Source organism: Paenibacillus sp. alder61, from assembly GCF_020179875.1.
Lineage (GTDB): Bacteria > Bacillota > Bacilli > Paenibacillales > Paenibacillaceae > Fontibacillus > Fontibacillus faecis.
The window spans coordinates 21153-43621 of record NZ_JAIUDG010000031.1 but is presented as its reverse complement, the minus strand read 5'-3'; the positions used below and the strand labels follow the sequence as shown (position 1 = coordinate 43621).

Annotated in this window: 19 protein-coding genes; all 19 read left to right on the top strand. The window is 56.0% G+C overall.

Features of this window, described 5'->3' with window-relative positions; genetic code table 11:
• The first annotated feature begins 62 nt into the window (after nucleotides 1-62).
• The 19 genes from LBW89_RS25005 to LBW89_RS24915 all read left to right on the top strand — a co-directional run bounded on the left by LBW89_RS25005 (nucleotide 63) and on the right by LBW89_RS24915 (nucleotide 22413).
• Complete coding sequence (locus LBW89_RS25005; protein WP_211373238.1) at nucleotides 63-782, top strand: MgtC/SapB family protein; 720 nt, start codon at nucleotides 63-65, stop codon at nucleotides 780-782.
• 101 nt (nucleotides 783-883) lie between these two features.
• Nucleotides 884-2650, top strand: coding sequence for an ABC transporter ATP-binding protein (locus LBW89_RS25000; protein WP_148449707.1), 1767 nt, complete (start codon nucleotides 884-886; stop codon nucleotides 2648-2650).
• A 5-nt stretch (nucleotides 2651-2655) separates the two neighbouring features.
• Nucleotides 2656-3333 carry a response regulator transcription factor gene (locus tag LBW89_RS24995; RefSeq protein WP_148449706.1) on the top strand — a complete coding sequence of 226 codons (678 nt, stop codon included), beginning with the start codon at nucleotides 2656-2658 and terminating at the stop codon, nucleotides 3331-3333.
• On the top strand, nucleotides 3330-4433 hold the full coding sequence (locus LBW89_RS24990) for a sensor histidine kinase (RefSeq protein WP_225040737.1): 1104 nt from the start codon (nucleotides 3330-3332) through the stop codon (nucleotides 4431-4433). The genes LBW89_RS24995 and LBW89_RS24990 overlap by 4 nt, the downstream gene beginning before the upstream one ends.
• Before the next feature lie 121 nt (nucleotides 4434-4554).
• On the top strand, nucleotides 4555-5250 hold the full coding sequence (locus LBW89_RS24985) for a response regulator transcription factor (protein ID WP_148449705.1): 696 nt from the start codon (nucleotides 4555-4557) through the stop codon (nucleotides 5248-5250).
• Complete coding sequence (locus LBW89_RS24980; RefSeq protein ID WP_148449704.1) at nucleotides 5240-6361, top strand: sensor histidine kinase; 1122 nt, start codon at nucleotides 5240-5242, stop codon at nucleotides 6359-6361. Before LBW89_RS24985 ends, LBW89_RS24980 begins: the two co-directional genes overlap by 11 nt.
• Nucleotides 6362-6592: 231 nt before the next feature.
• Entirely contained in the window at nucleotides 6593-7525 is a 933-nt protein-coding gene (locus tag LBW89_RS24975) for a D-alanyl-D-alanine carboxypeptidase family protein (RefSeq protein ID WP_170286989.1), read from the top strand.
• Between the two features lie 11 nt (nucleotides 7526-7536).
• Nucleotides 7537-8028 carry an RNA polymerase sigma factor gene (locus LBW89_RS24970; RefSeq protein WP_148449702.1) on the top strand — a complete coding sequence of 164 codons (492 nt, stop codon included), beginning with the start codon at nucleotides 7537-7539 and terminating at the stop codon, nucleotides 8026-8028.
• Between the two features lie 177 nt (nucleotides 8029-8205).
• Nucleotides 8206-9222, top strand: a complete 1017-nt coding sequence (locus LBW89_RS24965) for an NAD-dependent epimerase/dehydratase family protein (RefSeq protein WP_148449701.1) — start codon at nucleotides 8206-8208, stop codon at nucleotides 9220-9222.
• On the top strand, nucleotides 9222-10310 hold the full coding sequence (locus LBW89_RS24960; RefSeq protein WP_148449700.1) for a dihydrodipicolinate synthase family protein: 1089 nt from the start codon (nucleotides 9222-9224) through the stop codon (nucleotides 10308-10310). Before LBW89_RS24965 ends, LBW89_RS24960 begins: the two co-directional genes overlap by 1 nt.
• Complete coding sequence (locus tag LBW89_RS24955; protein WP_225040735.1) at nucleotides 10307-12352, top strand: alginate lyase family protein; 2046 nt, start codon at nucleotides 10307-10309, stop codon at nucleotides 12350-12352. The genes LBW89_RS24960 and LBW89_RS24955 overlap by 4 nt, the downstream gene beginning before the upstream one ends.
• 177 nt (nucleotides 12353-12529) lie before the next feature.
• Complete coding sequence (locus LBW89_RS24950) at nucleotides 12530-13918, top strand: ABC transporter substrate-binding protein (RefSeq protein ID WP_148449696.1); 1389 nt, start codon at nucleotides 12530-12532, stop codon at nucleotides 13916-13918.
• A 153-nt stretch (nucleotides 13919-14071) separates the two neighbouring features.
• Nucleotides 14072-15013, top strand: coding sequence for a carbohydrate ABC transporter permease (locus tag LBW89_RS24945; RefSeq protein ID WP_225040732.1), 942 nt, complete (start codon nucleotides 14072-14074; stop codon nucleotides 15011-15013).
• Between the two features lie 25 nt (nucleotides 15014-15038).
• Complete coding sequence (locus tag LBW89_RS24940) at nucleotides 15039-15863, top strand: carbohydrate ABC transporter permease (RefSeq protein ID WP_148449692.1); 825 nt, start codon at nucleotides 15039-15041, stop codon at nucleotides 15861-15863.
• Nucleotides 15864-16638: 775 nt separating this feature from the next.
• Nucleotides 16639-17619: a Gfo/Idh/MocA family protein gene (locus LBW89_RS24935; protein ID WP_148449691.1), complete on the top strand. Its 981-nt coding sequence runs from the start codon at nucleotides 16639-16641 to the stop codon at nucleotides 17617-17619.
• Nucleotides 17606-18478 (top strand): sugar phosphate isomerase/epimerase family protein, encoded by an 873-nt coding sequence (locus tag LBW89_RS24930; protein ID WP_148449689.1) that lies wholly within the window; start codon nucleotides 17606-17608, stop codon nucleotides 18476-18478. Before LBW89_RS24935 ends, LBW89_RS24930 begins: the two co-directional genes overlap by 14 nt.
• 17 nt (nucleotides 18479-18495) lie before the next feature.
• Nucleotides 18496-19833, top strand: a complete 1338-nt coding sequence (locus LBW89_RS24925; RefSeq protein ID WP_225040730.1) for a transcriptional regulator — start codon at nucleotides 18496-18498, stop codon at nucleotides 19831-19833.
• Nucleotides 19826-21010, top strand: a complete 1185-nt coding sequence (locus tag LBW89_RS24920) for a M20 metallopeptidase family protein (RefSeq protein ID WP_148449687.1) — start codon at nucleotides 19826-19828, stop codon at nucleotides 21008-21010. The genes LBW89_RS24925 and LBW89_RS24920 overlap by 8 nt, the downstream gene beginning before the upstream one ends.
• Nucleotides 21011-21096: 86 nt before the next feature.
• Complete coding sequence (locus LBW89_RS24915; RefSeq protein WP_225040728.1) at nucleotides 21097-22413, top strand: hypothetical protein; 1317 nt, start codon at nucleotides 21097-21099, stop codon at nucleotides 22411-22413.
• The last annotated feature ends 56 nt before the right edge of the window (nucleotides 22414-22469 follow it).

Here is a 22469-nt window from a genome sequence, read left to right as displayed (position 1 = left end):
ATTTGCGTCAAAATACCGAATACAATTATACTCACTCTATATGCTTAAGGAGATGTACCCCTATGGAACAAGTGGATTACGAAATGATGTTTAAACTCTGTATGGCCTTGTTGTTCGGCCTTTTTATCGGGATTGACCGCCAGCTTAAACAAAAACCGCTCGGGATCAAGACTTGCATGGTCATTTGTATCGCAAGCTGTCTCGTTACGATCGTCTCGATCGAAGCGTTTGAAAAATTCGCCGGACCGGATCATCCCAATATGGACCCGATGCGGCTCGCCGCACAAGTCGTAAGCGGGATCGGTTTCCTCGGGGCGGGCGCCATTCTGCGCAGAAGCAACGAGGGGATTTCGGGATTGACTTCGGCCGCCATGATCTGGGCGGCTTCCGGCATCGGAATCGCCATCGGTACGGGCTTTTATTGGGAGGCGGCGCTTGCCGTCGTTTTATTGATGCTGTCCGTCAACTTCATCCCTTCGCTGATCAAGTGGATCGGTCCTTACAAGCTGAATCAGCGGGATGTTTCCATTAAAGTCATCATGGAAGACCATGGCGATGTGGCGGAACTGATCCGGATCATCGGAGGGAAAGATCAGGAGACGGAGAGCAGACGAAAACGGAACCAGCACCGGATTCGCCGCCTTAAAATCAAGGATCTTGAGGAAGGACGCCAACGCGTCGATATGGTCATCACCGCTTCCGAAAAAGAATATACCACCGAGCTGTATCACTTTATCCGGCACATCGATCATGTGGTCAGCGTGGAAGTGGAAAATCTCTAGCATTTTAGAAATCCCAGTTTATTTATAGTTTAAAAAGCGTTGCTATTCTTTTTCCTGAGCTTGACGGCGGTGAAGGCTCCGAACAGGAAAGGGGAAGGAACATGCAAACGGAAGCTATCAAAAAAGGATCTTTTTATCGGTTAATGCGCGAAACCAAGCCTTCGGTCGGCTTGATGATCTTGGCTATATTCCTGAGCGTCGTTTCGACGCTGGTAGGTTTGGTCATTCCGATGTTTACGAAAAATTTGGTGGACGGCTTTTCGCTCGCCGCCTTGGACAGGAACCAGATTTTGGCGCTGGCCGGTGCGTTCGCCGCTCAGACGGTCGCGTCCGGTACGGGAATCTTCCTGCTGAACTATATCGGCCAGAAGATGGTGGCTTCGCTGAGGGACCGTCTGTGGAAGAAGCTGCTGCGTTTACCGGTGGCGTACTTCGACAACAACCGGACGGGCGAGTCGGTCAGCCGGATGACGAACGATACCGGTGTGATCAAGACGCTGATTTCGGAACATGTCGCCAGTTTTTTCAGCGGCATCATCTCCGTGATCGGATCGATCGCGGTTCTGCTGTACTTGAACTGGAAGATGACGCTGATCATGTTTATCGTGATTCCGCTCGCGGCGCTGGTGCTGTATCCGCTGGGCCGGAAAATGTACAAGATTTCACTGGGGATGCAGGACGAGACGGCTACTTTTACAGCCACCTTAAGTCAGGTCATCTCGGAAATCCGCCTCGTGAAATCGTCCAACGCGGAAGAACGGGAGTATGACACGGGCAGAAAAGGCATATTGAACCTGCTGAAATTCGGGGTTCAGGAAGGGCTTGTCATGGCCTGGATCAGCCCGCTCATGTCCGTGGTGTTAATGATGCTGCTCGTGGTCGTGATCGGGTACGGCGGGATGCAGGTTTCTTCCGGGGCGCTGACGGCGGGCGAATTGGTCGCGTTTATTCTATATCTCATTCAGATCGTTATGCCGATGACGCAGCTGTCGACCTTTTTCACGCAATTGCAAAAGGCCAAAGGGGCGACCGAGCGGATTATCGAAACGTTGGATGCCGACGAAGAATCGTTCCATTCGGGCAAACCCGTGAGCACCACCCAGCTCCCGGTCCAGGTTGACCGTCTTACTTTCGGATACAAGCCGGATGAGCCGGTGCTGAAAGAAGTGAGCTTCCGCATGGATCCGGGAACCGTGACCGCGGTTGTAGGGCCCAGCGGCAGCGGAAAAACGACGCTCTTCTCCATGCTCGAGCGTTTTTATCTCCCGCAGGCGGGGGAGATTCGGCTGGGGGATGAGCCGATCGGCGCCTTCTCGCTTAAATCATGGCGCGGGGTCATCGGATATGTGTCCCAGGACAGCCCGATGATCGCCGGAACGATCCGGGAAAATCTCTGCTATGGCGTGGAGCGGGAGGTCAGCGACCATGAGCTGGCGGAGGCGGCCAAGATGGCGTATGCCGACGGGTTTATCGCGGAGCTGCCGCAGGGGTACGATACGGATGTGGGCGAGCGGGGCGTGAAATTGTCCGGCGGACAACGGCAACGGCTCGCGATCGCCCGGGCGCTGCTCAGGGATCCGAAAATCCTCATGCTCGACGAGGCGACCTCCAGTCTGGACAGCCGTTCGGAGCATGTAGTTCAGCAGGCCCTCAACAACTTGATGGCAGGCCGAACGACCATTGTCATTGCGCACAGACTTTCCACGGTGGTGAGAGCGAATCAGATCATTTTTATCGACAAAGGCAGAGTAACCGGCAGCGGCAAGCATGAAGAACTGCTGAAAAGCCACGAAATGTACCGGGAGTTTGCCGCTCAGCAGTTGCAAATTGCCGAAGAACGGGAAGTTGATTATGAAACCGGAGAATGAGGCGAATGGCTAAAATTTTGATCGTGGACGATGACCCGCATATTCGCGAATTGGTGCGGGTCTTTCTGGAAGAGGCGGGGATGGAAACCGAAGAGGCTATCGACGGCCTGGACGCCTTAAGAAGGCTGGAACAGAGCAAGTCCGATCTGGCGATTCTGGATGTCATGATGCCGAACCTGGACGGCTGGGAGCTATGTCGGGAATTGCGACGCTTGTACGAGATGCCCGTGTTGATGCTGACGGCCAAAGGGGAGACGCGGCAGATCGTGAAGGGCTTCGATTTGGGCGCTGACGATTATCTCGTCAAACCTTTTCAACCGGCGGAGTTGGTGGCCCGGGTCCGGGCGCTGCTGAAAAGATATCAGATCATCGCTTCCCAGTCGGTGGAGATCGGGAATCTCCGCATGAACCGGCGGACATTTGAGGCCGGAACCGCCGATGAAACGTATCATTTGCCGCTGAAGGAGTTTGAGCTTCTGTTCCGCCTCGGCAGCAATTCGGGCAGAACGTTGACAAGGGAACAACTGATTGAGGAAATTTGGGGATATGATTACGAAGGAAACGAGCGGACTCTGGACGTTCACATCAACCGGCTCCGGGAGAAGTTTCCCGAAGAGAAGCACGGATTCCGCATCCGGGCGGTGCGCGGCCTTGGTTACCGGCTGGAGGTGAACGGAGGTTGAATTCCCGGGTACGCCATGCGCTGAAGCTAACATGGAAAGTGATCAGCCAAACGCTTCAGTTGGCGGGGATGATTCTCAGTCTGGCCGTATGCTGGACGGGCGCCACTTATATCAGCCGATATTTGTATCGGTATGTGGGAACCCCTTCGGCTTATTTTGCGCAACTGATCGACGTTATTTTGGGCGTCACGATTTTTATCATTTGTTTGTCCGTCCTGGCTCTGTATTTTCGGCATAAAGAGCTGGCTTTGCTGGCCGCGATTATCGACGCGATGCGGCGGATTTCCAAAGGGGACTTTTCGGTCAAGCTGGATTTCCCGACCCGACAGTCGGAATTTCAGACAATCGTGGAAAGTATTAATGAAATGGCCGGCGAACTGAATCGGATGGAGACGATGCGCCAGGATTTTATCTCCAATGTATCCCACGAAATTCAGTCGCCTCTAACTTCGATCCAAGGATTCACCGCGGCTTTGAGGAATTCCGCCCTGCCGGTGGACAAGAGGAATCACTACCTCGATATCATCGAACGGGAAAGCCGCAGATTATCGCAGATGAGCGAAAATCTCCTGAAACTGTCGTCGTTGGAGAGCGACCGGTCCGATTTCGAGACCAGCCGCTTCAGAGTAGACCGCCAATGGCGAACCGTCGTGCTGGCCAGCGAGCCGCAATGGCTGGCGAAGGAGCTTCAGGTGGATCTGGAGCTTGAAAAGGTCGAGGTCGAAGGAGTCGAGGATTTGCTCGGTCAGGTATGGGTAAACCTGCTGCATAACAGCATCAAGTTTACGCCGAACGGGGGAAGAATCGGCATTTCTCTGACAAAGGCCAATGACAATGCCGTGATTCGAATCTCGGACTCGGGGATCGGGATTGGCGAAAAGGATCTGCCGCATTTGTTCGAACGCTTTTATAAGGCCGACCGATCCCGGAATCGCAGCGACGGGGGCAGCGGTTTAGGGTTGTCGATCGTCAAACGGATCGTCGATATTCACCGGGGAGATGTCGGCGTAACATCGGCTCCGGAAGAGGGGACGAGCTTTACGGTCCGGATTCCCTGCCATTGGGCCGACGGACCCGAAGTTCGCCGAAAGAAAGGCTAAAGCCGCTTCGTAATCACTTCGTCATCCTTTTTTAACCTTTTAGTTGGTTTTTGAGCTTTGACGCCATGGTATGATGTTATAGAGTGAAACTAGCATGCGTTAAAAAGGATGAGTATAAATTATGAGCAAACGGATATTAATCGTGGATGACGATGAGAAAATCGCGAAACTGATAGAAATTTACATGCTGAATGAAGGCTACACCGTACACCGGGCGGATAACGGGCTGTTAGCCCTGGAGATGATGGAGAAGGAAGCGATCGATCTGGTCGTGCTGGACGTCATGATGCCCGGACTCGACGGGATATCGGTGTGCCTGAAAATTCGGGAAACTCGAACGACCCCGATTCTGATGTTAAGCGCGAAGGACGGGGACATGGACAAAATTACCGGCCTGATGACGGGGGCGGACGATTACATGGTCAAGCCGTTTAATCCGTTGGAATTGGTCGCCAGAGTGAAATCTTTGCTGCGGCGTTCTTCGTACTCGGCGACGCCGCCGCAGGCTCCACAGGATCACTTGATCAAGCTGGGTTCCCTGCAGATCGATAAGGAGACGCATACGGCGGCCGTCGACGGCCGCCCGGTCAAGCTGACCCCGATCGAATTCGGCATTTTGTTCCTGCTGGCCAGTCATCCCGGAAGGGTGTTCGGATCGGAGGAAATCTTCGAGCTGATCTGGAAGGATAAGTATTTCGAAAGCAGCAACTCGGTCACCGTGCATATCAGCCGGCTCCGGGACAAGCTGGAAAAGGAAATGGACGGGGAGAAGCTGATCCGCACGGTATGGGGGGTAGGCTACAAAATTGAAGGCTAGTCTCCGTTTTTTGGCCTGGCTGTTCTGGACGGTCGTGGCTTCGCTGGCGTCTTTGCTCGTGCTGGTTCTTTTGGCGCGGGCGTTCTATTTGTTTTACCCCACGGTGACATTCTATACGTTTATCTATTGGGTCAACCGCAATATCGGTTTTCCCGACGCCTATTACCTGTCAGGCGTTCCGCTGATGCTGCTGTTTGCGTTATATTTCTATCGGCGTTCCGTGCGCCGCCATGAGCAAAAATACCTTAAGCTGCTGATCGAGGAAGTGCATAAAATCGAGGAAGGTTCCGCCTCCAAAATTCCGGTGGAGAATGTCGGGCAGCTCGGACAGCTGGCCACGGACATCAACCGGATGCTTGAACGGCTCCGCACTTCCATGGAGGAGGAGCGAAGGGCGGAACAGACTAAAAATGACCTGATCACGAATGTTTCGCATGATCTGCGGACGCCGCTGACTTCGATTACCGGTTATCTGGGCTTGATTGAACAGGACCGCTACCGGGACGAGGTGGAGCTCCGATACTATGTCAATATGGCGTATGAGGAATCGCTGCGCTTGAAGCAGCTGCTGCAGGATCTTTTCGAATATACCCGGATGCAGAACAAAGAGATGAAGCTTCACAAGAGCCGGATTAATCTCGCGGAAATGCTGTACCAGATATCCGCCCATTTCGGATGGCAATTGCAGGAGAGCGGGATGGAATGCCGGTTGTTCTTCAGGGACCAGCAGGGGTTGTTTGTCATCGGAGACGGCGACAAGCTGCGGCGGGTATACGAAAACCTCATCACCAACGCCATCCGTTACGGCAGTGAAGGCCGTCTGCTGGACATTCGCGGCTGGGTCGACGGCAATGAAGTCGTTACGGAGATTATCAATTACGGCGAGCGAATTCCGGAATCGGATCTTCCGCATTTGTTCGACCGGTTTTATCGCGTGGAGAAATCGCGCGCCGCTCATACCGGAGGTTCCGGGATCGGCCTGGCCATTGCGAAACATATCGTGGATTTGCACGACGGCGTCATTTCCGCCGATAGCGATGACGACCGGACCGTATTTACGGTCCGCTTAAAACAAGAGAGTGCCGAGGCGGCGCTCCATCCCCGAACTTAAACACAAAGGCTGGATCAAGGATAACCTTGCATCCGGCTTTTTTTATTTCGCGGGTCCCCGTTCTGCCGATAATCCACCTGGTGAAGTGAACGAAAAATCCACCTTTTAAGGAAAATGCATTGAAATCTTAAGATAATCTTAAGGTTTTCTTAGCCGTGGCGAAAGCTATGGACTTCATAATAAAGAGGTATACTACGGAGTTCGAGCAATCTGAAGGAGATGTCGGCGGGTTTGAAGAGGACAAAATGGATCATCGGATTGCTTGTCTTTACATTGATTCTGATGGCGGTGGAAAAGCAGCCGTTGGAACAGGTACGGGAAAAAGGGGCGGCGCTGGTTGCGCGGGTCGAGGAAAAAATCCGCAGCCTTCGCCATTCCGACATCCCCGGGCTTGAGGGTGACGCCGTGCTGGTGATGGACCGGAACACGGGTAAAGTTATATACAGCGAGCAAGCGAAAAAAAGAATGTACCCGGCGAGTACAACGAAAATATTAACGGCTTTAATCTTGCTGGAAAAGAGCCGTCCGGATGCAACGGTCACGGTTGGGAATGAAGTGCTCCTGCTTGCCGCGGACGAAAGCTCGGCCGGGCTCGTTCCGGGGGAAACGCTGACGGTGAAAGAGCTTGTGGCGGCGATGCTGCTCCCTTCGGGAAACGATGCGGCCAGAACGGCGGCGGCCTATGTGACGCGGCTGGAAACCGGGAAGGAACCTGGGCCGGAGGAAGCGAACGCTCTGTTCGCCGAGTTGATGAATAAGCGAGCGAAGGAGATCGGGGCTAAACGAAGTCATTTCGTCAATCCGCACGGAATGCATGATCCGCAGCATTACACGACGGCCTATGATATGGCGCTGATTGCGCGGGAAGCGATGGATAACGCCGAGTTTCGGGCGATCGTATCGGAAACCCGCTACGTTGCGGCATCCGACGCACGGTACGTCCGGCCATTTGAAAATCGCAATAAACTGTTGAACCCCGGGGAGGATTGGTACTTTCAAGGCGCCAACGGCATCAAAACCGGGTACACCGAAAAAGCAGGCTACTGCCTCGTCGGCTCGGCCGTTCAAGACGGGAAAGAGCTGATTACGGTGGTGCTGCATTCCAGCGAACAAGGCGTATGGTCCGACACCGTCAAGCTGCTGGAGTACGGCTTCAGAAATTGAGGAGGTTCATCATGAATAATTCATCCATGGATTTAATCTACCGTGAATATAAAAATGACGTTTACCGGTATCTGTTCTATTTGTGCCGGGATCATCACAATGCCGAGGATCTGATGCAGGAAACGTTCTGCAGAGCCTGCGGGAAGCTGAACGAGTTCGAAGGAAAGAAGACGAAAGCCTGGCTGCTCCGGGTGGCCCACAACGCATATATCGACCGGCTGCGCAAAGAGAGCCGTTCCTCCTCATACGAGAACGAGTTCTTTTACAATGTCGCGAGCGAGGATACGCCCGAGGAAAGCTTAATTTCCGTGGAAAGCCGTGAGGAGCTGTTGAAGATGCTTTCCCTGCTTCCGCCGAATCAACAGCATGCCGTGTTGTTGTATGATGTCCATGGCTTTACATACCAGGAGTCGGCTGACCTGATGGGCGTGGCGCTCTCCCATTTTAAAATTTTGCTGTATCGGGCCAGACAAAGATTGCGGAAAGAAAAACAAACGGCATAATTCCTTTATACACCGGGCCGGGAGCGAATTCTCCCGGTCTCTTTGGCATGCCCGCACACGTTTGGATACGCTTTTAAGGACGTTTTAAAGTCGTTGTCTTTTAATCGGACGCCGCCTACCATGGAAACTGTAAAACCATAGCCGTAACAGTATTCAACGATCTAATGAGGTGATGGGATGAAAACGGTAACCGAACTGGAAGATGCGCTCAGCACGCCTTCCGAACGATTGATCGGGGATTTGGCGGGATTGGACGGGGACATCCTTGTTTTAGGGGTCGGCGGAAAAATGGGGCCAAGCCTGGCGAAGCTGGCCAAACGGGCCTTGAAGGCCGCGGGTAAACCGGGCAGTGTCATCGGCGTGTCGCGGTTCTCCTCGGGCGGGTTGCAGCAGGAACTTGAAGCTGAAGGCATCGAGACCATTGCGGCCGATTTGTTGTCGGAAGAAGCGTTAAAACAGCTTCCGGACGCGCGGAATGTCATTTACATGGCCGGCAATAAATTCGGTACGACCGGAAGGGAGTATTTCACCTGGGCGATGAATGCCTATCTGCCTGGACGCGTCGCCGAAAAATTCAAGGATGCCAGGATCGTGGCTTTTTCCTCCGGAAATATCTATCCGTTCACCCCATTATCCCGGGGGGGCGCCACGGAACTGACGCCGCCTTCGCCGGTCGGCGAGTATGCGCAGTCCTGTCTCGGACGGGAACGGGTCTTTGAATATTTTTCCCGAAAAAACGGGACACCGCTGTTGAACTTCCGGTTAAACTACGCCATCGATCTGCGCTATGGCATTCTGCTGGAGGTAGCGAGCGCGGTGAAGGAGGGCCGGCCGATCGATTTAAACATGGGCATGGTCAATGTCATTTGGCAGGGAGACGCGAACGAAATGGCAATCCGGTCTCTGCTGCTTTGCGATTCGCCGCCGGTCACGCTTAATGTGACGGGACCGGAAACGGTGTCGGTCCGCTGGCTGGCCGAACGGTTCGGTGAGATGCTGGGAACCGAACCGGTATTGGTCGGCGAAGAGGGTCCGACGGCTTTGCTCAATAACGCCTCCGTCAGCCATCGGCTGCTCGGCTATCCCCAAGTGACGCTGCGGCAAATGATGGAGTGGACGGCCGGGTGGGTGGACTCGGGCGGCGAAACCTTGGGCAAGCCGACGCATTTTCAGGAAAGGGAGGGGGCGTTCTGATGAATGCGGTCAAGGAACTAAGCCGGGAAGCCCGCGAGCTGCTCATGGGCGGCACCGTCATTCCCGCGCACCCGCTTGCGCTCGATGCTTCCCGCCGGTTGGATGAGGCAAGGCAGCGGGCGTTGACGAAATACTATCTCGCTTCCGGAGCCGGCGGGATCGCGGTGGGCGTACACACCACGCAATTTGAAATCCGGGAACCGCAGATTGGGCTATATGAACCGGTGCTGCGGCTTGCCGCGGAGGAGGTGAGCGCGGCCCATCTGGACCGGCCCTTTCTAAAGATCGCCGGCATCTGCGGCCCGACGAAGCAGGCGCTCGCCGAGGCGGAGCTGGCGGCCTCGCTCGGCTACGAGCTCGGGCTGGTCAGCATGGGCGGCTTGGACGATTGGAGCGAAGAACAGCTGCTGGAACGCGTGCAAGCGATCACGGAGGTTATACCGGTGTTCGGTTTTTATTTGCAGCCAGCGGTCGGGGGGCGTCTGCTGTCTTATTCCTTCTGGCGCAGCCTGGCGGATCTTCCGGGCGTTGCGGCGATCAAGATCGCTCCGTTTAACCGCTATCAGACCCTGGATGTCGTGCGGGCGGTTTGCGGATCGGAGCGGCGGGACGAAATCGCCTTATACACGGGCAATGACGACAACATCGTGGCCGATTTGCTGACGAAGTACACCTTCCGCTTCGGCGGTGTGACGGTGGAGAAGGAGATTGTCGGCGGTCTCCTCGGCCACTGGGCGGTTTGGACCTCCAAGGCGGTCGAATTGCTGGAGGAAATTAAAGCGCTGCGGCGTGAAGGGGGAAACGCGGCGATTCCCCTTGAGCTGCTGACGCGCGGTCAGGAGATTACGGATGTCAACGCGGCGCTGTTTGATCCTGCGCATCGGTTTCGCGGCAGCATCGCGGGCATCCATGAAGTTTTGCGGCGTCAAGGGTTGCTGGAGGGCCGCTGGTGCCTGAATCCGCAAGAGGAGTTGTCCCCCGGTCAGTTGGAGGAAATCGACCGGGTCTATGCGGCTTACCCGCATCTGAACGATGACACGTTTATCGGCCGTCATCTTGATGCGTGGCTGGAAGGAGCGAAACGATGAAGTCGTCGGCGACAAGAGAACGCCGCTTTTTTTGGGAGCCGCGGGATCGCGGTTTTATCGTGTCAACGGTAATGAAGGAGTGGCCAGATGAAGTTCGGGAAGTTTTGCATCGGGCCGATCTGGCGTGCGAACGCACTTTTATTTTTACCCATCGCTGGGACATGGAACGCTGTGAGACGGAGGTAGAGTTTCCGGACGGCATCGATTGGACTTACCGGTACCGAGGGGACATCGAATGGATGGTCATGCTGAACCGGGCCCGTTATATGAGCGAATTGGGGCAGGCTTACTGGCTGACGGAGGACGAGAAATATGTGCGGGGCTTCATCAGCTTGATGAAAGATTGGCTGAAACAAAACCCGCTCACGGAACAGGAGGTTCGGGCCAGCGCGGACCGGGCTTATAATGTGAAGGATACGTGGCGCAAGCTGGACAGCGGTATCCGGATCGCCAACTGGTTGAAGGGATATCACTGCGTCAACGTATCGGCGTTGTGGCGGGACGAAGAAGAAGAATTGTTCCGGGAAGCCGTTAAGCTTCACGGCATGTATCTAAACATCGCCTACACCCCGCATGACCGGCAAAGCAACTGGGGGTTCCTGGAGACGAACGGGTTGTTCCAAATCGCCCTGCTGTATCCGGAGCTGGACGTTTCGGAAGCCTGGCTGGACACAGCGGTAAAGCGGCTTGTCGAGATGTGCGCGGTACAGGTGTTCGAGGACGGCATGCACAACGAGCAGTGTACCATGTACCACCATGAAGTACTGCATTGCCTGTTCGAACCGGTTTGGCTCGCCGAACGGAACGGGATTGAACTGCCCGCCGAGTTGAAGCGGACGCTGCAACGGATGTACACGGCCTCCTTGGCGCTGATTCAGCCGGACGGCCGCCAGCCGATGCTGGGGGACAGCGACGGGACCGATATCCGTGACGTGCTAAGTCGAGGCGCCGTCTTGTTCGGCCGAGGCGATTTAAAAAGAATGGGGTATGCTACGCTTGATTATGAAGGTATATGGTTCTTCGGCGAATCGGGTTACGATCGCTATGCACGAATTCAGACGGCAAACCCGCCGTTCGACTCTCTGGAACTCCCGCAAAGCGGTTATGCCGTGATGCGGACCGGCTGGCATCCGGAGGCCGGTTATTTGCTGTTCGACGCCGGACATATGGACGCCATCCGGGCGCATGGCCATGACGACCTGCTGCATATCAGCCTGTTCGCGGGCGGCCGGGAGTTTCTGACCGACCCCGGTCGATACACGTACATGGAGGATGAATTCAGGCGTTATTTTAAGGAATCCTTGCAGCATAACACCGTAGGCGTCGACGGAGCCACCATTTCCACCTACCTCGACTCCTGGAAATGGGACGAAGTGGCGAATCCGCTGGATCGCTGGTGGTCGGCGACCGATTCCTTCGACTACGTCCAAGGCAGCCATGACGGCTACTTCCGTCTCGAAGACCCGGTACAGGTCCGTCGGCAAATTTTGTTTGTCAAACCGGATTATTGGATTGTCGTCGATACTTGCAAATCGCGGGAGCCGCATGACTACACATTGCCGTTTCACTTTGCCGAAGGCTTGGAAGTCCGGCTGGAAGCGGATGGAAGTGTGACGGCGGCGGACACCGACAAGGAAACCGCTTTGCGGATTATCCCGGTATTGCCGGCTGACGAGAAAATCGAATCCGCCTGGGTGTCGCGTCATTACAATCGGAAAGAGCCTACCGTCAGAGCGGTGTTTACGCAAACCGGAAGCGGACTTACCCGATTCGTGTCGCTGCTGTATCCGCAAAAACTGCGGGAAGAGCAGGCACCTCAGATTGAAACGATCGAGGTGCTGGACAGCTACGGACAACCGGTTTCTTCCGACAAGGTTACAGCCATTTCCGTCCGGCGGGGGGAGAAGCGGGAGTATGCGGTCTTTTCCCATCAAGGGGTCCGCGGATATCGGTTTGCCGGAAACCATCTTACAGGCGAAGTGCTGCTTGTCAAGGAAGACGGGACCGGGGGAGCGCCGCAAACATATTTGGTAAAAATCTAGAATACGGTCTTATTAAGGACGTTGACCTTTAATTCCGGTTCCCTTATTTTAGGGTTAAGTTCACAAATTAGACACATCAAGGGAACGATTTAAAATTTCGGAGGAGAGAAATCATACCTGACATGTTTTGTTAGCGCTTTATTTTTTTAAGGATCATCATTTATGGGGGGTCATGCGATGAAAGGCAAGCTGAAATCATGGGGAACCTTACTGCTCAGTCTGACACTGGTAACGGCTATGCTCCTGACGGCGTGTTCCGGCGGGAATGGAGGGAAGTCGAACGGAGGAAATGCCGAAAGTCCCGGAGCGGGCGGGGATGACAAGGGGAAGGCGGAACAGGCGGAAAAAGTGGAACTCAGGCTTGGCTTCTATTCCTCGGCCCAGTCCGACGACAAAATGCAGGAGCTGATCGACAAGTTCCAGGTGAAACATCCGAATATTACGATTAAAACGGAATCATCCCCCTATAATCAGTTTTTTCAAAAGCTGGATACGCAAATCGCCGCCGAAAGCGCCCCGGATCTCTGGCTCTCCGACGGCGTGCTCGTTCCGAAGTACGCGGAGCGCGGCGTGCTGAAAGACTTGACGCCCCTCATCGAACAAGACCTGAACAAAGACGATTACTTCGGGCTGGATTTCAACAAGGATGCGAACGGGAAGTATTGGGGGGTTCCGCAAGGCATTCAAATCGCGGTCCTATATTATAACAAGGATATGTTCGATGAGGCCAAAGTGGAATATCCCACCGCCGATTGGACCTGGGACGACCTGAAGAGCGCCGCCGAGAAGCTGACGAAGGATTCCACCGGAAAGTTTGCGACCGACCCCGCTTTCGACAAGAACAAGATCAGCCAGTACGGGTTGACGTTCTTCAGCATTACGGAAGGCTGGATGACGGTACTCAAGTCGTTCGGAGGAGGCGTACTGGACGAAACGTTGACGAAGTCGGTGATCAACAGCCCGGAAAACAAAAAGGCGCTGGATTGGATCGTCGACGGCATGAACCGGGAACTGTTGACGACGCCTTCGGATCTCAAGAGCTTCCAGAGCAATATGGCTCCGTTTCCGAGCAAAGCGGCGGCCATGCGGATCGGCATCTACGCCCGCACGATCGACGCCAACGCGGCCGAACTGAACTACGATGTAACCATACTGCCTAAGGGGCCGGAAGGGAAGCGGTTCTCGCCGGTGATCGCCAACTCCTGGGTGATCAATAAAAAGGCGGAAGGCGCCAAAGGCGACGCGGCTTGGGAATGGATCAAATATTGGGCCACCGAGGACGAAGTACAGAAGGAATGGGCCTCCCTCGGCGAAGCGGTTCCGGTTAAAAAATCGGTCGCCAATTCCAGCGAGTTTTTAAGCGGCAAGCCCGAAAACAAACAGGCGTTTCTCGACAGCTTCGAATTCGCCGGCACCCTGGACGTCAACGCCGTCTGGAGCGAATGGGTCGGCAAATTCAACGACAACATCAACCGGGCGTTCGAAGGAGAGGTTCCCGTCGACGAAGCTTTAAAGAAGGCGGACACCGAAGTACAGCAAGTGCTGGACGAATTCTACAAGAAATAGAAATAACGCCACAAAGCGCCGTTCACTAATGGCTGGCCTGGTCGGGGCTCCGCCGTCAAGCAGCTCTCGGCAAGAGGACTGCGGCGGAAGTCCCCGCCCTCCAAATCGCTAACAGAAAGTGTGATGACCATGGTGGAAAATACGGAAACTGTCTTGTCAAAAAGAACGGGCGGCGATCTGCCGGCCATAAAGCGGAAAAAACGGCTGGATAGCGACGGCAAGTGGGGCCTCCTGATGGTGACCCCTTATCTTGTTCACTTTATCGTTTTTGTGCTGGGCTCTTTGCTGGCCTCGCTATACTTCAGTTTCTCGGACTACGATATTCTGAACCCGCCGAAATGGACGGGGCTGGACAACTACGCAAAACTGTTTAATGAGTCCGTATTTTGGAAAGCGCTCTGGAATACCGTTTATTTTACCATTTTGTTCGTCCCGCTTCAGACGATCCTTGCCCTCATTCTTGCCGTGGCCTTAAATCAGAAACTACGGGTGCTGAAGCTGTTTCGGCTGGCGCATTTTCTGCCCGTCATCTCTTCCTGGACCGTTATTATGTACGTGTCGGACGCGATCTTCAATCCCCGGTTCGGGTTCGCCAACGCGTTCCTGATCAAGCTGGGCCTCGATCCGCAAAAATGGCTGCAGGATGCGCATCTCGTCATTCCGCTGCTGGTGATGATCGCGGTCTGGAAGGGCATCGGCTATATCATGGTGATTTTCCTTGCGGGGCTGCAAAATGTGCCGTCCGATGTGTACGAAGCTGCGGAAATCGATGGGGCCGGGACCTTGCGGAAATTCCGGCATATTACCGTTCCGCTGATTTCCGGAACGACCTTTCTCGTGCTTATTCTAAGCACCATTTCCACGTTTCAGGCGTTTGAGCAGATCTATGTCATGACCGGCGGAGCGATGGACGCTTCTTCCGCGGGAGGGCCCAACAAGGCCAGCCTGGTGCTGATGATTTATTTGTATCAGGAAGGATTCTCGTTCCTGCGGATGGGTTACGCCTCGGCGATCGCTTGGGTACTGTTCGTGATCCTGTTCCTGCTGACGGTGGTTCAAGTCGTGCTGCAAAAAAAATGGGTGCATTACGAATGAGTCCAAAGAGAAAGGAGGGAACGGTATGAAGATAAACCGGATGCGAAAGATCGCCGGGTATACGGTGATTATTGCCAGCTCGCTCATCATGACCTTGCCGTTTTTAACGACGATTTTCAATTCACTGAAATCTTACGCCCAGTACACCCGCGTACCGCCGGAGTGGATTCCCAATCCGGTCAAGTGGGACAACTACGCCGAGGTATGGAAATTGGGTCCCTTCGGACAATACACGACCAATAGTGTCATCGTAACCGTGCTGTCCGTCATCGGGGCCTTGCTCTCTTGTTCGATGGTGGCCTACGCGTTTGCCAGATTGAGATTTCCCTTAAAAAACACGCTGTTTCTCGTTGTGCTCGGCACGATGATGATTCCTCCGGTGGTGCTGATCATTCCGCAATTCGTCATCTTCAAGTCGCTGCATATGCTGGATACGCTCACTCCGCTCTGGCTGATCGAATGGTTGGCCCAGCCTTTCGGCATCTTCCTGATGCGGCAGGCGTTCCTCGCGATCCCCAAAGATTACGAGGAATCGGCCAAGCTGGACGGATGCAATCCGTTTCAGATCTACTGGCGGATCTTTTTGCCCATGTGCAAGCCGACGTTCGCGACGCTGGCCGTGTTTACGTTCATGACCAAATGGAATGAAATTTTGTCCCCGGCTATCTTCCTGACCTCCAAGGAGAACTTCACCTTGCCGATTGGGATTTTGTCCATGGCGGGGCAATGGTCCGGCAATGAGCAGTACATGGTGGCCGCCGCGCTGATGAGCCTGATCCCGATCCTGCTCGTGTTCCTGTTCGCGGAGAAATATTTTGTGCAAGGCAGCAACTCCGCAGGGATCAAGTGACCCGAGGAAATCCGGCCGGGGGGTGGCTTCACCTGGGAAATGAGCACGGTGTTGCACTAAAACTCTAACATGGGGGGCGCCTATTTAAGACTTTTCGTCTCGGCGTAGCGGGTTAAACTGGCGCGCAGGATTAGATCTAGCCGCTATCTCTGACCGATTCGGTTCCACGAGAACCATAGCGGCCAAAAAAGGCCTAATTACCGGCGTTGCATGAACACGATGCTGCCTATCCGCTATCTCACTTGCCGCCCATTTCAATAGCGGCATTTTAGGCCGTTATTTCGGCCAAATTCGCTTTCACTGCCAAAATAGCGGCCAAAAAGGGTCTTATTTTTCCGATGTGAGCCCAAAAATCGGTTTTCTGCCCGCTTTTCCCAAAAATAAGGCCTTTTATGACCTCTATTTCTCCCCGAAGAGCCAAATTCGACAAAATAGCGGCCCAAAAGACCCTTATCCACCGGCCCGGATTCAAAGAGAGGTGGTCACAGCGACTAGATCCCTCGGGTTAATGCAACAATAGTGCCTCGAAGGCCGAATTCGATAAAATTACGGCACAAATGCCTCTTATTTGCCTCCCCAGGCTGTAAAAGGGTATCGGGCAACACCAGAAAGGTGGATTCTATTGATCTGAAACTGCAGGAGTCAAGGAGGAATCAGGAACGATTAGGAACGATCGTGAACGAGTCATCAACTTGCTAGTTCCGAACAGAAAATGATGAGCAAGGCATTCCATGCAAGCAGGGTTGTCTGATGAAGCACTAGAGGAGGGAACGACATGAGATATCGCGTAGCTCTGATCGGCGGCGGCATCATCGCGCGCAATCATCTGGACGCGGTGGGGCGGCTCGACAAGCTGGAGGCGGCGGCCGTGGCCGACACGGACGAGGGCAAAGGGAGAGCGCTGGCCGAGGAATACGGCATCTCCTACTACCGCGATTACCGGGAAATGGTGCTGCGGGAAAGGCCGGATATCGCCGTCATCGCGCTTCCGCATTACTTGCACGCCCCCTGTGCGGTATGGTGCGCGGAGCAAGGATGCCACCTGCTGCTTGAAAAGCCGATGGCGCTCAATACCGCGCAGTGCGACGACATTTTGGCCGCGGTTAAGCATGCTGGGGTCAAGCTGATGGTGGGACATACCCAGCATTACAAGCCGGCCAATATACTGGCCAAACGGCTGATCCAAAGCGGTGAGCTCGGGCGGCTGCTGGCGATTCACGACACGCGGCATCAGTACTATTACCGGGATAACCGGCCCGGATGGTTTTTGGAAAAGGAAAAATCCGGCGGCGGCATCCTGATGAATCTTGGCGCCCACTCGATCGACAAGGTTCAGTGGCTGACCGACAGCCGGGTCCGGCGAGTCAAAGCCAAAGTGACCTACGAAGGCCCCCGGGGGGATGTGGAAGGCAGCGGCTGTCTGTTTTTGGAAACGGACAGCGGCCTGTGCGCCGTCATCTTACAGTCGGGGTATGAGGGGGTGGCGCGGGACGAGACGGAGCTGATCTTTACCCGGGGGATGGCGAAGCTGGTTTCCTCCGAAGGACTTTGGGTGAGCGTAGGCGGGAAATACGAACAGGTGCAGCCTCTCCCTGAGGAAGACCCGTTTATATTGCAGTTCGAGGATTTGCTGCGGGCCATCGAACTGGGCGTGGAGCCGGACAGCAGCGGCGAATACGCCAGGTCCGTGATCGCGGCGTTGGAGGCCGTTTATACATCGGACCGGACGGGGGTGGAGCAGGATGTTGGACCATAGCGAGGCGGATGGCTGGAACCGGGGGAAAGAGCCGGACCTGAAGTTCAGCTTCTGTTCTACGGGGCTGAAAGAAGAACCCTTGGAAAACGTGCTGAACTTGGCGGAGGAAATCGGGCTGCAGGGGGTCGAACTTTGGGCCGGGCATATCCGGGGCTTCCTGGACGGCGGCGGTTCCCTCAGCCAACTGCGCACGCTGCTGGAACAGCGCCGGCTCCACGTTCCGGCGATTAGCGAATACACCTGTTTCTCCAAGGGGAAGCAAGAATCGGCAAGTGAGCTCAGACGTATCCGAACGGCCGCCGTCTGGGCGCGGGAGCTCGGCTGCCCGCGGATCCGGAGCTTCGCCGGACATCGGCCGTCCCGCTCCGTCCTCGCGGAGGAATGGGACGCGGTCGTCTCCGGCCTGACGGAAGCGGCCAAGATATGCCGCTCCGAGGGAGTCCGGCTCGCGGTGGAGATCCACAACAATACGCTGGCCGATACGGCCGAAAGCCTGGCGGCGCTCGTCCGCGACATCCCGGCTCCCGGCATCGAACTGATTTACGACGGATTTAATCTGTTCGTCGACCATCTGGACCCGGTGCCGGTCCTGAAGCGTTTTTTTACTGACATCGGCCATGTTCACTTCAAGGATTACCATTGGAATCATGAGGACTGGAGCCGGAGCGAGCCGGTGCCGATTTTTCAGGGAGACGCCGACCATAAAACGATTTTTCGGACGCTACTGGAATTGGGGTATGGCGGCTTTATTTCTTTCGAGTACATGGGAAACACAGACCAGGTGGTCAGCAACACGAAAAGGTCATTGGCCGAAATTCGACACTTTGCCATGGAGCAACAACCGGAACGGAACGGATAAGAAGCGGGAGGTGGCGGATGATGACGATCAAGCTGCGGGTCGCGGTGATCGGTCCCTTGGATTTGGTGGAAACGGTGTTGGAGTTCGGGTATTTTTTTGCGGAGCTGGCGATGTTTCCGGCCCCATACCGGCATGAACGGGAAACGCTCGAGATCATCGACCGGGTGAGGGACAAGGCGGATATTCTGCTGTTTACCGGGCCGATACCTTACCGGATCGCGCTCGCGGCCGCCCCCGATAAACCGATGGTGCATGTGTACTATTCCGGAACCGCCCTTTACAAGGTGCTGTTCGACTTATACCGGCACGGGGTTCAGGGGCTGGAAGACCAATTGCGTATCAGCGTGGACGTCCTGCAGCGCAAGGAGGTGGAGGAGCCGTTAAACGAACTCGGTCTGCCGGCCCGAGACCTGCACGTCATTCCGTATGAATTCGGCATGAGCAACGAAGAGCTGGTGGCTTATCATCACGGGCTGTGGGAACAGGGGCGGGTGTCGGCGACGGTCACCTGCGTAACCTCGGTCTATCACCGTTTAAAAGAGCTGGGTGTGCCGGCCTACCGGGTGGTACCGACCCATTCGGCGATCCGCGACTGTCTGAACCGGGCTCTTCTTGAGGGAAAAAGCCTGCGTTTTTGCAGTTCACAGATCGCCGTCGGCATTATGAATATCGACAATTTTGCCAAAGTGGCCAAGGAGGCTTCCTCCGAATACGAAATTCAGCGCAAGAAGATCATCCTTCAGCAAATTCTCGTGGACTTCGGGGAAGAGACGCAGTCGCTGATCAAATGGAGCGATTCGAATGAGGTTTCTTTCGTGACGACGCGAGGCATCATCGAGCAGGTGACCCGCAAATTTCAGGACGCCCCCCTGCTCCTGGAAATCCTGGAACGGCTGCAGTGGCATGCCAGCATCGGAATCGGGATCGGACGCACCGCAAACGAGGCCGAGGGGAAAGCGCGGGAAGCGCTGATGAAAGCCAAATCGGGAGGAGGAGGCAACTGCTACTTGATCATGCAGGACGGAATCGTATACGGTCCGATGGGTTCCGAAATGACGCTGGAATATTCGGCCCGTAGCGAGAACCCCGAGCTGATTTCGATGGCGAAAAAAGCCGGGCTCAGCGTCGGAACGATCAACAAGCTGATGTCGCTGTGCCGGCGTTTGGGAACGTCCACTTTCACGGCCTCGCAGCTTGCCGAGGGGTTCGGCATTACCCTTCGCAGCGCAAGGCGCATCATGGCCGCGCTGGAGCGGTATGAAATGGCCAGCATCGTCGGGGAGGAGCAGCCGGCGGGCCGGGGACGGCCTAGGCAGATTTATACTCTGAATCTGGAGGAAGCGCACTATGATTGAAAGTAATTTTCGAGAGCTGGCCGTCGCCCATAGGGATGAAATCATCTCGGTGCGCCGGCATCTGCACCAGTATCCCGAGCTGGGCTTCCGGGAACAGCTCACCTCCGCGTTCGTCGCCGACGCTTTGACGCGGCTGGGATTGAGCGTGCGGCAGGGCGTGGCCGGGACAGGGGTCGTCGCCCTGCTGGAAACGGGACGGCCGGGTCCCTGCCTCGCCGTGCGCGCCGATATGGATGCGCTTCCGTTAACGGAGGCGACGGGCCTGCCCTTTGCTTCGCAGCATGACGGCGTGATGCACGCCTGCTGCCATGACGGGCATATGGCCATGGTGCTCGGCGCGGCCCGGATGCTGACCGCCGCCCGGGAGGAGTTGTGCGGGACGGTCAAGTTCATCTTTCAGCCGGCCGAGGAAATGCTGGGCGGAGCCCGGCATATGGTCGAGGCCGGCGTGCTGGAGTCGCCGCGCGTGGACGGCATCGTCGGCCTCCATCTGTGGCCGGACCTGGCGACCGGGCGCTTCGGCGTCCGGCCCGGGACCGTGATGGCGAGCATGGACCATGTCGACATCACGGTCCACGGCAAAGCCGGGCACGGCGCCGCCCCGCATCAGGGCGTCGACGCCATTCTGGCGGCCGCGCATGTGCTCGCGGCGCTGCAGGCGCTGGTCAGCCGCGAGAGCGATCCCGCCGAGCCCGTGGTGCTCAGCATGGGCTCGATTCGCGGCGGCAGCCTGCCCAACATCATCGCGGATCGCGTCGAGATCCGCGGCACCGTGCGCGCCGTCAGCAGCGAAGCGCGCGAGCACATGCAGCGCCGGATCGCGGCGCTGGCCGAGGCGGTCGCCGGCGGGCTGAACGCCCGGGCCGAGGTCGCTTACGAGCTCGGCTACCCGCCGACCGTCAACGACCCCGGCCTGATCCGGCGCGCCGAAGCCTCCCTCCTGAACCTGTTCGGCCAGGAGGCGGTGGCCCCGCTGGACCGGTCCCCGATGACCAGCGAGGATATGGCGTTTTACATGGAGCAAGTGCCCGGCGCTTTTTTGCTCGTCGGCGCCAAAGGGGCGGGGGAAGGAAACTACCCGCTTCACCACCCGCAGATGACCATCGATGAGCGGGCGCTGGAGTACGGCGCGGCTTTTCTGGCGGAATTCGCCCGGGATTTTTTGCGGACCCGCTGAAAAAACGGGTCTTTCGGGCAGGACAGTTCCAAGCGGCTGTTGAATAAACTCTTCATGGGGAACCATCTCCAGGGAGGATGAGCCGCATGGGAGGGATGAAGATGCGCAACAGCCTGATACTGCCCGACCGTCCCTTGCTGGACAGCAGGGACGTTTCCCGGATCCGCGAGGACTACGAACGTTTCCGCGAGGGACTGCCGGAGCGGATCGAAACTTATTTGCTTGAAACCTATGGCCTGGACGTCACTGCCCGCTACGGTCTCCGCGCGATTCGGAATCCGTTCGGCAAGGCGTCGGGCCAATTGTCGTTGAACGTCCGGCAGGTTCAGGAGGACTGCCGCGCCCGGCTCGGGTTTGTCGTACTCAAGACGGTCATCGCCGAGGATGCCGACGGAAGAAGGTCCATGGAAGAATGGGCCGTGAAAGAGACCCGGATGATGGTCGGAAAGATCACCGGCAAGGAAACGGGGGAAACCGGCTGGAACGTCACCTGGCAAGGACGCGGGTGGCACGGCTCGTTCGGGGATTATCTCGCTTTTTTTCGCAAAGCTCTGGACATCGGAAGAGAGCATGGCACGGTGATCGTCCCTTCTTGCAAATACCATTTGCCCGGCGGTGAGGCGGAGGAATTCCGGCAGGAAGAGTACGAATATACGACCCGCCGGCTGCATGGCGTCTGGAGGGAATCCGGGGCGGAGGGGCCGCTGCAAATGGAAAAAGACTTTAGTCCGACGCTGGCCGGTTCGGGACGGGCCCGGCAGCAATGCGCGGTCCTCCGCTGGCTGCGCGAGGTGCCGGTCAAGATCAAATCGTCGCTTCCTCCGGGGGAGATCGTTCTCGGAATCAAGCTGATGAACTCGATGTTTGCCGACGAGTTCCAGATTGGGGCATTGCGAACCTTGATCGAGGGCAGCTTCACCCCGCCGGACTACATCATCTACGCAAACCGGCTGTACGATCAAACCCGTGAATTTGCCGGGAAGATCGGGGCCGCATACGGCGGACCCGACTTAAGCCGGAGAAATCTGCGGATGCTTACCCTGCTTCGCAAGCTGGAGCTTGCGGAGGGGCTCGCCCGCCCGATTCCGCCGCTGTCCGGGACGGGAAACGTCTGTACGGGAAAAATGGCGCTGGAATACGCGCTGCGCGGCGTAAAAAGCTTGCAGATGCACACGATCTTCCAAAAACCGGCCGGCGCTTACGGTATGCGCAAAGGCGCAAAAACAGAGCGTGCGCTGCATGATCTGTATTTTCACCCCGAACACGGGCTGGTCCCTTGGATGCTGCATTTGCGGCACGCGGAGGAGATTCGCAACCCGGAAGGAGTCACCTCCTTTATGGATATTACGGAATGGTACCGGGATCGGGGGAAAAACTGGTTTTTGAAGCACGAGGGAAAATAAAACATGAGGAAAATAGAGGGAAAATAAAGGAAATAGAGCGAAAATAGAAAGGAATA